The organism is Citrobacter sp. Igbk 16 (assembly GCF_028069755.1).
Lineage (GTDB): Bacteria > Pseudomonadota > Gammaproteobacteria > Enterobacterales > Enterobacteriaceae > Citrobacter.
Map to the genome: position 1 here is coordinate 60,204 of NZ_JANEWJ010000026.1, position 12,691 is coordinate 72,894.

The window sequence follows — 12,691 nt, forward strand, 5'->3', positions numbered from 1 at the left end:
TTATCGGGCTTGGTTCAGAGCATCATTACTGTTGTGGAACTGCCGGAGCATCCGGTTCGCCAAGGGTCGGCATACCGAACATACCAACAAACTCATCCAGCGGCATCTTCTGCCCGTTGAGTGTTACCTGGCCATTGGTGTACTGCAGGCTGGAACCGATGGTGTTGTCCTGCATCGTGGTAATGCGGAACATCTGCCCCATCGCTGCCAGACCATTGACCTGCTGTTTAGCCAGACCCGCGGCTTGCTCCTGCTGATAGCCTTCAATTTTGGCTATCTGTGTCATGAACTCAGTCGCCATATCCACAGGAATAGTCAGCTTCGCGTCCAGTGATTTGACGGAACGATCCACTTCCTGAGCCAGCGTTTGTGGCTCTTCTTTGGTCGCAGTTGGATCTTTGAGCAGCAGCGACAGGTCAAACGTCGTTTCGCCTTTCGCATTTTTCCAGCTTAACGGCGCAATGGTGATTACGGGTTCACCCTTCATCAGAATGGGCAGCGCATTAAAGAACGCTTCCGTCACTTTCTGCTGATAAAGCTCTGGGTTTTGGACGACATCAATCTGCGACATCAGCGCCTTGGTTTGGGCACTGTACTGCTGGCTGAACTGATGCAGGGCTTCACCGTCAATCTGACCCACTTTCAGCGTCAGCTTACCGCTACCCAAATCCTGACCCTGTAATTTAAGGCTGTTCAGGGTGTAATCCAGCTGGCTGTTCACGGTTTTTCCATCGTTAATCAGATCGGATTTACCATCAATTCCCATGCCTTCCAGCACGGCCAGCTCTTTGCCTTCGACTGATATCGACAGTTTATCGAGAGACAGCTTCTGGTCGCCGATGCGTTCACCAAAACTGGCGACGCTGCTGGATCCTTCGGTTGTCAGGTTATTAAAGGTAACTTGCACCTTCTGGTCGTATTCGTTGACTGCATTAACCTGACCGCTTTGCGCAGCGCCCGTCAGGGAAACCGCGTTACCGTCTTTATCTGCGGTGAACTGGAATTCCCCACCGCTGAAGGCAACTTTTTCGTCGCCTTTCTCGTAGTTCAACGGTTTGAGGGAGAGGTCTGAACGGGTGTCACCACTATAGCTAATTCGGGAGTTGATAACGAAAGGAGACTCGCCTTTGGCTATATCAAACAATGGCTTAGTGACATCGTTATTCACCAGTGTTGTTCTCACCGAAGCCATAGCAGGAATGAGGTTCAATGACTTAAGCTGGGTTAACGGGAAAGGGCCGTGATCCACCGTTTCATCCAGAACGATAGTTTGGCCTGCTTTCAGCCATGCGTTTTCCTGTCCGGCGATGGGTTTCACTACCAGTTGCAGTTGGCTATTGAACACGCCGCGCTGGTAGTTTTGATAACTCAGTTCAATTCCTGCCTCAGGTGAGTAGCGTTTGATCTGATCATTTGCCTGCGTCACCATCTCGGCGAGATGCGTTTCCAGTTTCTTTCCGGTGTACCAGGCGCCGCCCGTCCAGACGATACCCAGCGCAACCACCACACCCGCAGCTACCAGCGATTTTTTCATTTCGATATCCATAAAATAAAACCAGGCGTTTGAAGACGCCTGGAGGAGTGACATGTTTTTAACTCTCTACTAGCTTAGCAAGAGTTGTTAAAAATATCAGTATCTTGCTAGAGCTTGTTGTAAACACGCGCTAAACGGCCGACGCCGCTGACACTTATTGGCGATTCATTCGCACTAATAAATGCGGATTCACCCGGTTTTAGTACCAGACGTTGATCGCCTTTGCTCAGTAGCGCTTCACCTTCTATGCAGAAGAAAATCGCCGCGCTGTGCTGGCTAATTACGGATTCCCCGGCAGACAGTTCATGCAGGGAGAAGGCGAAATCATCAACCGGGATCGGGAAGTCGAGTTCACCACCGGTTTTGACCGGAGTGGTCAACAGTTGGTTCGCCGGTTTTGCGACAAATTTAACGTTGGCCACCAGCTCCGGAATATCAATATATTTTGGTGTCAGCCCAGCACGCAGCACGTTATCAGAGTTTGCCATGACCTCAAGTGCCACACCTTGCAGATAGGCGTGCGGCGTTTCCGCGAACAGGAACATCGCTTCGCCAGGATTTAGCTTCACCACATTCAGCAGCAGTGGGGAGAAAAGACCGCTGTCGTTCGGGTAGACATCAGCGATAAGGCGAATAGTCTGCCACGGTTCGCCTTGCTGGCTGTTAAGGGCTGATTTCAGTATTGCCAGTGCATGCGATTTTTCCTGGTCCTGCATATTTAACAGGCTGGCGAAAAGGTAGCTCAGGCGCTCGGCACCGGGTTCCTGTAAAAAGTGAGCAATGGCAGGGTGTGCGCCAGCAACTGGTTGTAACAATGCAACGATGTCAGAGAACTCGCGAAACGCATTCATCGCCAGGAATGGCGTCAAGGCAAAAACCAGCTCTGGTTTGTGGTTCGGATCTTTGTAGTTACGCTCAGCGGCATCCATTGGGATCCCGGCTGCGTTTTCTTTGGCAAATCCTATCTCAGAGTTGTGTTTGTTCGGATGGACCTGAATAGAAAGCGGTTGAGCGGCGCAGAGCACTTTAAACAGGAAGGGCAGTTCGCCAAAGCGTTTTGCTACGGCATCGCCTAACAGTGCGGATTTATCGTGCTCGATAACATCGCGCAGAGCAACGGGTTGGCCATCGGCCCCTTGAACCTGAGAGCTGCTTTTCGGATGAGCACCCATCCACAGCTCGGCCATTGGCTGCTGGGTTGGGTTGGCAATGCCATAAAGTTCCGTTAACGCAGTTTTACTTCCCCAGGCGTAGTGTTGCACTGAGTTGATGAGTTTTTGCATTATCAATGCCCTGTTTCAATGTTGAAAAATCTCTGGCTATTAAACCAAGAAACCCCGGACGAAGTAACCTGCACGTGCAAAAAGTCGTACTAGTCTCAGTTTTTGTTAAAAAAATGTGTAGGATATGGTGACTCGCTTTTAATACCCTGAGTAATTCCGGTTGCAGAAAGCCATACCTTCTACAACCCGATCTGCGGCAGGGAAGCAGGGCAATGGAACATCTGCCCAGAGAATAACCAGACCGAGCAGTAAGTGAGAGCACAATGTCAAACAAACCCTTTCATTATCAGCATCCTTTTCCCCTCAAAAAGGATGATACCGAATACTATCTGCTGACCAGCGACCATGTTTCCGTTGCCGAATTTGAAGGGCAGGAGATTGTCAAAGTTGCGCCTGAGGCCTTAACTTTGCTGGCTCGCCAGGCGTTTCATGACGCATCGTTTATGCTGCGCCCTGCACATCAGCAGCAGGTTGCAGACATTCTGCGCGATCCGGATGCCAGCGAAAACGATAAATATGTCGCCCTGCAATTCCTGCGTAACTCTGATATCGCAGCAAAGGGCATTCTGCCGACATGTCAGGACACCGGCACAGCGATTATCGTGGGTAAAAAAGGACAGCGTGTCTGGACCGGCGGCGGTGACGAAGCGGCGCTGGCGCGTGGGGTTTATAACACCTACATCGAAGACAACCTGCGCTATTCACAAAACGCCGCGCTGGATATGTACAAAGAGGTGAACACCGGTACCAATCTGCCAGCACAGATTGACCTGTATACCGTCGACGGCGATGAATACAAATTCCTGTGCATTGCCAAGGGCGGTGGTTCGGCGAACAAAACCTATCTGTACCAGGAAACCAAAGCGCTGCTCACACCAGGCAAATTAAAAAATTACCTGGTGGAGAAGATGCGAACGCTGGGAACAGCAGCTTGCCCGCCATACCACATCGCGTTTGTGATTGGTGGAACGTCCGCAGAAGCCACGCTGAAAACGGTGAAACTGGCTTCGGCGAAATACTACGATGAGCTGCCGACCGAAGGTAACGAGCACGGTCAAGCATTCCGTGATGTTGAACTGGAAAAAGAACTGCTGATAGAAGCGCAGAACCTTGGTTTAGGCGCCCAGTTTGGCGGGAAATATTTCGCACACGATATCCGTGTGATCCGCTTACCGCGTCACGGCGCGTCGTGCCCGGTTGGCATGGGCGTTTCTTGTTCAGCGGATCGTAATATTAAAGCCAAGATCAACCGTGAAGGGATCTGGATTGAGAAGCTCGAACACAATCCTGGCAAATATATCCCGGAAGAACTGCGTCAGGCAGGCGAAGGCGAAGCCGTGCGTGTCGACCTGAACCGTCCGATGAAAGATATCCTGGCACAGTTGTCGCAATATCCGGTTTCTACCCGCTTGTCGCTGAATGGTACGATCATCGTTGGACGTGACATAGCGCATGCGAAACTGAAAGAACGTCTGGATAACGGCGAAAGTTTGCCGCAGTATGTTAAGGATCACCCAATCTATTACGCCGGACCGGCAAAAACGCCGGAAGGTTATGCATCTGGCTCGCTTGGCCCAACCACCGCCGGTCGCATGGATTCCTATGTTGATCAGCTTCAGGCCGCGGGCGGGAGTATGATCATGCTGGCAAAAGGAAACCGCAGTCAGCAGGTTACTGACGCTTGCCATAAGCATGGTGGTTTCTACTTAGGCAGCATTGGTGGTCCAGCGGCCGTGCTGGCCCAGGGCAGTATCAAGAGTCTGGAGTGTGTGGAATATCCCGAACTGGGGATGGAAGCCATCTGGAAAATTGAAGTGGAAGATTTCCCGGCGTTTATCCTGGTGGATGACAAAGGCAACGATTTCTTCCAGCAAATTCAGACGTCGCAGTGCGCACGCTGCGTTAAGTAACGTCAGCCGCCCTACGGGGCGGTTTTTTTTACCGCACGAACCACCAAACGACAGTTTTTTCCTCGTTAATACTCATAAGACCAATGCAAGTGGGCAATGTCGAAACATAACCTAATCAATCGTTAATATAAGGAGCAGGTAATGGTAACGGTACGCCGCGAGAATGATTCAATGGGTGCGATCGATGTTCCGGCCGATAAACTCTGGGGCGCGCAAACTCAACGATCGCTGGAGCATTTTCGCATTTCAACAGAGAAAATGCCGGTCTCGCTGATCCACGCGCTGGCGCTGACTAAGCGGGCCGCTGCGAAGGTTAACCAGGATTTGGGTTTGCTGGCTGCGGAGAAAGCCTCCGCCATCATGCAGGCTGCAGACGAGGTGCTGGCAGATAAGCATCGCGATGAGTTTCCGCTGGCTATCTGGCAGACCGGTTCCGGCACGCAAAGCAATATGAATATGAATGAGGTGCTGGCAAACCGGGCCAGCGAATTGTTGGGCGGCGTGCGGGGAATGGAGCGAAAAATACATCCGAACGATGACGTCAACAAAAGCCAAAGTTCAAATGATGTTTTTCCCACGGCAATGCATGTCGCCGCGCTGTTGGCTTTGCGCGAGCATCTGATCCCTCAGTTGAATGTGTTGACCACCACGTTACGTGAAAAATCGCATGCCTTCGCCGACATTGTCAAAATCGGCAGAACCCATTTACAGGATGCGACGCCGCTGACGCTGGGCCAGGAGATCTCTGGTTGGGTGGCAATGCTGGAACATAACCTGAAGCATATCGAACATAGTCTGCCGCACGTTGCTGAACTGGCGTTGGGCGGTACGGCGGTAGGAACCGGGCTGAACACCCACCCGGAATATGCCGAGCGGGTTGCGGATGAACTGGCTGTGTTGACCTCTGCACCTTTTGTCACCGCGCCGAATAAATTCGAAGCGCTAGCCACCTGTGATGCACTGGTACATGCCCACGGTGCGCTCAAAGGCCTGGCCGCATCGCTGATGAAAATCGCCAATGATGTACGCTGGCTGGCATCCGGTCCGCGCTGCGGCATTGGCGAAATTTCTATTCCTGAAAATGAACCGGGCAGTTCCATTATGCCGGGCAAGGTCAACCCGACACAATGTGAAGCCCTGACTATGCTGTGCTGTCAGGTCATGGGTAACGATGTTGCCGTTAATATCGGCGGGGCATCAGGGAATTTTGAACTGAACGTCTATCGCCCGATGGTTATCCATAACTTCCTGCAATCGGTTCGTTTGTTGGCAGATGGTATGGAAAGCTTCAACGAGCACTGTGCGACAGGGATCGAGCCAAATCGTGAACGCATTGATCAGTTGCTCAACGAGTCACTGATGCTGGTAACCGCGCTAAACACCCATATTGGCTACGATAAAGCGGCTGAGATTGCTAAAAAGGCGCATAAAGAAGGACTGACCTTAAAAGCGTCAGCCCTGGCGCTGGGATATTTAACCGAGGCCGAATTCGACAGTTGGGTCCGCCCGGAACTGATGGTCGGTAGCATGCGACCGGGTCGTTAATCCGCTACATACAGGTGCAACCGTGTGATAATCAGTCTTAACGGTTGCGCCTGAGGCTTAAAACGGTGCTGAACATTGTCAGCATCGTAGTTCAGTAATCCTCCGATATCCGGCACCGTCATGCCGTTTTCGTTATTTATTAGCGCAATTAATGGCGTCGGGCAGGCATATTGCACCTGTTTTTGCTGCCCTTTGTACCAGACGCGGGCGATGGGTTGTACTTTGACCGGGCGTTTGATCTTCAATTTTGCCTGTTGTGGTAGGGCAGCGATGTCCTGGTATTCGCGCTCAAGCCTGGCCTGCCACTCTTCGCGTGTCCACGGATGCACGCTGCGTGGTGACGTCAGGCTCTTTTCCAGTTGTTGCAGTACCTCATCACGCGTCAGGTTCTTAATAATGTGCTTGTTGGCCCAGCCAAATCGCAGGGTAGCCGGTTCTCTGACAACCGTTAGCGTCCGATAGGCGTTCAACGTAATCAGCCCTGGTAAGTGGCGGTGCACCCATTCAAAACGTGCGGCCGATGGCAGACCAGACTCTACGGTGACAATGCGCTCAAAGGTGGTTTTAAGCTGATTAATACGTTGTATTTGCTCTTCCAGCATGGTTTGTGTGCCGGTATCCACCTGATAGCAGAGTACCCCCGGCAGGCGGACAGCCGCTTTGCTACTGCGATTCTCGGACTGCTGTTGAATAAACAGGTGGCGATAGTGGCGTAGTGCCAGGGTTTCCGCCTCTTTACCCAAGTGCTGTTTTACGTCGATGGTTTCCAGTGGCGCATGTTCTGCCTCTTTCACCACTTCCGGCAAAGAGAACACGCGGGCAATCAGTAGTGTCTGCTGTTGCAATTGCGCGGTGAGGTGTGCCAGTTCTTGTTCCATCTGGCGAAAGGTTCCGTTTAAGCGTTCGACGAGATCGTAGCGAGCCATAGATTTACCATTTTAGTTACAACATACTTTTTATAGCACAAGATACCCAGCCTGACCACCGAGCCGTGTAGGTCAGGCAGCTGAAAATTCAGGTATGTTATGCCAGACAGGCCAACTGAAGGAGAAGCGGGCACCACCCAGTTCACTTTCATCACAGACCACCGTACCGCCCATAGCCAGAGCGATAGAGTGGACGATGGCGAGGCCAAGTCCGCAGCCACCAGTCGCCCGGTCACGGCTGGGGTCCAGACGTACAAACGGTTCAAAAATTTGCTCGCGCGCAGCAGGCTCGATGCCGGGTCCATCATCTTCGACGATCAGCGTTGCCTGACTCCCATTGAGTTGCAGGCTGGCTTGAACAGTCGACTGGCAGTATCGCAGAGCGTTATTTAACAAATTATCCAGCACACGCTCCATCAAGCGCATATCCAGTGCGCCGTAGTCTCCGATCTGAAGATGGCGCAGGCGTACCGCACGATCAGGGTTGACGCTTTGTACATCTTCCAGATGGGTTGTTAGCCACACGGGCAGGTTCGGAACACTGAGTTTTAGCTCATTTTGCGGCCTATCCAGACGAGCATAGGTGAGCAATTCTTCAATTAACGCTTCCAGTTGACCAATATCGCGGTTTAGCGCCTGCGATTCCTGCTCGGTGAGGTTATCGCTCATCTCAAGGCGGTAACGTAATCGCACCAGCGGTGTACGAAGCTCATGGGCAATGCCGTCAATCAGCTGTTTCTTACTGGCTATCAGGGCATTGATATTGTCCGCCATTTGGTTAAACGCCACGCCCAGACGCTCAAAGCTTGAGCCGCTGTCAAAGTGCAACCGTTCATTAAGATGTCCTTCACCAAAACGCTGTGCTGCGGCCTCCAATCTGAGCATCTCTTGCCAGTGTGGACGCATCCAGATCAGCACAGGGAAGGCCAATGAAATAGCAATGAAGGCCATCAGCGCGACGTCCAGCAAGCGCATCTGGTGCAGGAAATAGAGATAAGGTACGGGGCCGACAGCCAGTACATAGTGGCTTCGCGGAATTCGTTGAATAAAGGTGTACTGATCGTCGAGCGCAACGATATCGCCTTCCCGTAAGCGCTGCATGGTGGGAGCATCAAGATGGTATTTATTCAACGGTTCTACGCGAAGATCAAAAGACAGATTTAAATCCATCTCTTTCAGGGTTTTCCCCCAGTCTCGCGGTGGGATTTCGCGTAATTCGCTGCGCATCAGATACAACGAACTTTTCATCAAGTCGTCGAGCGACTGTCTACCCGCACGTTCTGCGGTGAATTTGTACACCAGGCCAACCAGCAGGGTCATCACCAGAAAACAGACAAACAACAAGAGATAAAACTGCACAAACAGCTTTTTCATACAAATCACCAAACACTCAATAGGTTAGCTAATGTGCAGTTGCCCGCGGAACAGGTGGGCGGTATCACTGTATCCACTGACGCACAGGGTGAATATCAATCCGACCACCATCAACGCACTTGTCCTGGCAGATTACACGGTATAAACCATTTCTGCATTCTTATGAGCTACCATGCGACTATACAGGATCGCCATTTAATGAGCCTAACGCAACGCAAGACCAACCACTCAATAGGCCTGCATCCGTGAAAAAAGTTCGTTTTATACAACAACGAGATCCTGCGCCGACACAATAGCGAAACCACTTATATGAGTATGTGTATTTTCACCGACAATTAGGTGGCTTATTTTTGAGCGGAACCGATAAGGTTATATATACCTAAAATAGCAACACTGACCTTCTTTAAATAAATTTAAAAAGTAGAAGTGGTTTTTTTTGGATTCTGATTGGTTGTGATGAAAATAAACGAATAGCTTGATAAGTGAGGGGGGGCAGAGGCCGTTATTCGAGGGAATCGAATAATGCCTCAAGATCTCCATAGAATGAAATGCTGTCATTCTCCCATCTTCTGTAAACGGCGATACCGGATTTATTCCCCGTTTTAGGTCATGCAGACCGATACGGCTGTCTACACCCGTCGGCTTGCAGTTGTAAGTTCTTAGGGGGGCTACACTCATGGAACTTAGCGCGGTACTAGCGCAGAAACACCTTGCCAATCATATAGGTCGTTGCCTGTCCACCTATATACACACGGTCACCCACTAGCTGGCAGCGTAACTCTCCGCCGCGTTCGAATCCCTGGTGTGCCAGCATCTGTATTTTGTTTAGCTGCCTGGCCCAGTAAGGGATGAGCATCGTGTGCGCTGAACCGGTGACCGGGTCTTCTGCCACTGCCTCCCCTGGGCAGAAGAAACGGCTGACAAAGTCGTATTCGCCTTCACCTGGCGCGGTTATACAAACCATTTTCCCGAGAGGGATCATGGCATTAATATCCGGTTTAACCGCTTCAACTTGCTGCTGATTTTCCATCACCACCATATAATCACGCGCCATGCGTACTTCTTTATATTCCGTGATACCTAACGTTTGCAGTAGTAATGCCGGCGGTACAATAGATTCAGTTTCCCATGCAGGAAAATCAAGCGTCAGCCATTTGCCATTGCGACTTACCGACAGTGCGCCGACAAATCGGGTTTCAAAATGAATAATGGTGTTCGGGTAATTAAGGTGTTCAAAGATGACATGTGCCGCAGCAAGTGTGGCATGGCCACAGAGGTTGATTTCGCCCTGAGTCGTAAACCAGCGTAATTCAAAACCTTTCTGTGTCGGGACGAAAAAAGCGGTTTCCGACTGGTTATGCTGCTTTGACATTTTTAATAGTGTTTCATCAGGCAACCATTCTGTGAGCGGGCATACTGCGGCAGCGTTTCCGCCAAACGTGGTAGTGGTAAAGGCATCTATCATAAAAAAATCAATTTGCTGCATAGCGTAAACCTCTCATCAGTTCTGGCGGAAATCGCACTCTAGCACGCCATGTTAATCCGGTATTTAGAATTTTTTATCTATCTGAATTATTTCGATTTCGCTACCCGCTATGATTTTTATTTAATGTAAAATTTCATTTGAAACGCTACTTATTGATGATAGGAATGGCATTGGCGTTGTCTGCATCTGTTCAGGCGGGTGAGAATGTGACTGTCGGCGGTTATGCTCATACCAAAACAGCAGGAAAAAGCCTGAGTGGTTTTAATGCGAAGTATGGATACACGCCCGATGAAAGTGATTTGGGAGTCATCTCCTCGCTCACTATTTCCGCTGACAATGAAAACGATATTGACCGTGGATATAATACCGATCACTAATCCGAAATATGAGTTGCCCGTGACGTTAACTGTCGATCTATCTCATATTTGTCTCTTATTATCCCGTTACTTTCTTGAATTAATTATTTTCGGTTCCTGGTGGGGGGGGTATTGAACCTGCTCATTGAGTATCCGGTTAATTCATCTGTGTTTTAGGTACTGGATAAAATAAGAATGAAACGTTCACGCTTTTCACATCCGCCTGCGGATGTGGCTTTTTCACCCGGACTGCGCCGTCTGGCCTGGCTCAACATCGTCGTACAGATGGTCTTTCCGCTGGCGACAGCCTTCACCCCAACGATGGCTGGCGCCGGCGAACAGCATTTCCTGCAGCAGCCTGCGCCGCTGTCTGATGTACAGCACGGCATTCCCACGACGGTCTATACCCTGGGGGCCAGCGAGACCACAGCAATGGTGGCCCGAAAATACAACATCACCCCCGGCCAGTTGCGTGAACTCAATCAGTTCCGCACCTTTGCTCACGGTTATGACCATCTGCTGCCCGGGGATGAGCTGGATGTGCCTGTATCCCCGCTGACGGTACTGCCCTCTGCCGGACATAAGGCTGCCGGAGAGGACGTTGATGACCAGGCACAGAAGGTGGCCGGGTATACCACACAGGCGGGCAGTTTCCTGGCCGGCAGTTCAAAAAGTGATGCCGCCGCGTCCATGGTGCGCGGTATAGCCACCGGGGAAGCCGGCGGGGCTCTTCAGCAGTGGCTGAGCCACTTCGGGACTGCCCGCGTACAGCTTGATATGGATGACAGCTTCTCCCTGAAAAACTCACAGTTTGACCTGCTGCTGCCCCTGTATGACCAGAGCGATAACCTGGCGTTCACCCAGGGCAGCCTTCACCGGACCGAAGGCCGGACCCAGGCTAACCTCGGTGCCGGTCTGCGTTACTTTACGCCCAGCTACATGCTGGGCGGGAATTTGTTCGGGGACTACGACCTGTCCCGCGACCATGCGCGTATGGGGGCCGGTGTGGAGTACTGGCGTGACTTCCTGAAGCTGGGCGCCAACGGTTACATGCACCTGACGGGCTGGAAGGACTCCCCGGACCTGGCCGACTACCAGGAGCGGCCTGCCAACGGCTGGGACATCCGGGCTCAGGCCTGGGTACCGTCACTGCCGCAGCTGGGCGGCAAACTCACATATGAGCAGTATTATGGCAAAGAAGTTGCTCTGTTCGGGGTGGATGGCCGGCAAAAGAACCCGCATGCCATCACGGCCGGAATTAATTATACCCCGGTCCCGCTGATTACCCTTGGGGCGGAGCAGCGTCAGGGCCAGTCCGGAAAAAACGATACCCGGCTGACGGTGGACATAAACTTCCAGCCGGGCGTACCGTGGCGCAGCCAGGTGGACCCGACCGCCGTGGCGGCGATGCGCAGCCTGGCCGGCAGCCGGTATGACCTGGTGGAGCGTAACAACAATATTGTGCTGGAGTACCGGAAGAAAGAGACGATACGTCTGCATACAACAGACCTGATTACCGGCTATGCCGGGGAGCAGAAGTCTCTGGGGGTATCGGTGACCAGCAGATACGGGCTGGAACGCATTGACTGGGACGCCGCCGCCCTGAACGCGTCCGGCGGTAAAATCGTGCAGAACGGCAGTGATTATACGGTGGTGTTGCCGGCATACCAGACTGCGGCTCAGGCGGTGAACACGTACAGGGTCAGTGGTGTGGCAGTGGACACGAAGGGAAATCACTCTGACCGCAGTGACACCCAGGTGACGGTGCAGGCGCCGGAGGTGAATAAACAGTACAGCACCTTCACGCCTGCCCGCAGCGACCTGCCTGCGGACGGAAAGAGCACACAGGTACTGGCCCTGACGCTGCGGGACGGGAATAACCAGCCGGTGAACCTGGATATAATGGATATCACCCTCAGTACCGTCGGTCTGAAAAGTGCCACGGTATCATCGCTGACGAAAAAATATCCGGGCGTGTACACCGTCACGGTGACATCGGGGACGGATGCTGAGACGCTCACCCTGACACCGTCGGTAGGCGGTAGCACGCTGTCACCGGCGAAGGTGACCATCAGCAGCGTTACGCCGGACGCGGCGAAGTCGGCCATCAAAACCGACAACACCACCTATGTGGCTGGCTCGGATATGACGGTGACGGTGACGCTGAAAGATGCAAACGACAATGCGGTGACCGGGGTATCCGCGTCGCTGGACAAGGCGGTCACGGTGGCAAACGCCACGCTGAAAGCGGGCAGCAGCTGGAAGGATAACGGCGAC

The 12,691-nt window shown here is 52.2% G+C and carries 9 protein-coding genes; 4 read left to right on the forward strand and 5 right to left on the reverse strand.

The features are described 5' to 3' along the window. Positions 1-25 precede the first annotated feature (25 nt). The gene (locus NNO03_RS16710; RefSeq protein ID WP_271450049.1) at positions 26-1,534 is read right to left on the reverse strand and encodes a YdgA family protein; all 1,509 of its coding nucleotides are present in this window, start codon (positions 1,532-1,534) and stop codon (positions 26-28) included. A gap of 107 nt (positions 1,535-1,641) precedes the next feature. After that, positions 1,642-2,817 (reverse strand): mannose-6-phosphate isomerase, encoded by a 1,176-nt coding sequence (gene manA, locus NNO03_RS16715; protein ID WP_271450050.1) that lies wholly within the window; start codon positions 2,815-2,817, stop codon positions 1,642-1,644. Positions 2,818-3,080: 263 nt separating this feature from the next. Here manA and fumB point away from each other — a divergent pair, with 263 nt between their 5' ends. Together fumB and fumC are read left to right on the forward strand one after the other, a co-directional pair. Beyond that, positions 3,081-4,727 carry a class I fumarate hydratase gene (fumB, locus tag NNO03_RS16720; RefSeq protein ID WP_271440560.1) on the forward strand — a complete coding sequence of 549 codons (1,647 nt, stop codon included), beginning with the start codon at positions 3,081-3,083 and terminating at the stop codon, positions 4,725-4,727. A 141-nt stretch (positions 4,728-4,868) separates the two neighbouring features. Then, the gene (fumC, locus tag NNO03_RS16725; RefSeq protein ID WP_271440559.1) at positions 4,869-6,272 is read left to right on the forward strand and encodes a class II fumarate hydratase; all 1,404 of its coding nucleotides are present in this window, start codon (positions 4,869-4,871) and stop codon (positions 6,270-6,272) included. Here fumC and tus read toward each other — a convergent pair. The 3 genes from tus to NNO03_RS16740 all read right to left on the reverse strand — a co-directional run bounded on the left by tus (position 6,269) and on the right by NNO03_RS16740 (position 10,058). Next, positions 6,269-7,198 carry a DNA replication terminus site-binding protein gene (gene tus, locus NNO03_RS16730; protein WP_271450051.1) on the reverse strand — a complete coding sequence of 310 codons (930 nt, stop codon included), beginning with the start codon at positions 7,196-7,198 and terminating at the stop codon, positions 6,269-6,271. The genes fumC and tus overlap by 4 nt on opposite strands. A gap of 72 nt (positions 7,199-7,270) precedes the next feature. Then, the gene (gene rstB, locus NNO03_RS16735) at positions 7,271-8,572 is read right to left on the reverse strand and encodes a two-component system sensor histidine kinase RstB (RefSeq protein ID WP_271440557.1); all 1,302 of its coding nucleotides are present in this window, start codon (positions 8,570-8,572) and stop codon (positions 7,271-7,273) included. Between the two features lie 694 nt (positions 8,573-9,266). Next, the gene (locus NNO03_RS16740) at positions 9,267-10,058 is read right to left on the reverse strand and encodes a PhzF family phenazine biosynthesis protein (RefSeq protein ID WP_271450052.1); all 792 of its coding nucleotides are present in this window, start codon (positions 10,056-10,058) and stop codon (positions 9,267-9,269) included. A gap of 137 nt (positions 10,059-10,195) precedes the next feature. Here NNO03_RS16740 and NNO03_RS16745 point away from each other — a divergent pair, with 137 nt between their 5' ends. Next, positions 10,196-10,435 carry a hypothetical protein gene (locus NNO03_RS16745; RefSeq protein ID WP_271450053.1) on the forward strand — a complete coding sequence of 80 codons (240 nt, stop codon included), beginning with the start codon at positions 10,196-10,198 and terminating at the stop codon, positions 10,433-10,435. Positions 10,436-10,609: 174 nt separating this feature from the next. After that, positions 10,610-12,691: inverse autotransporter beta domain-containing protein (locus NNO03_RS16750; protein ID WP_271450054.1), on the forward strand; the 2,082-nt coding region annotated here is incomplete at its 3' end.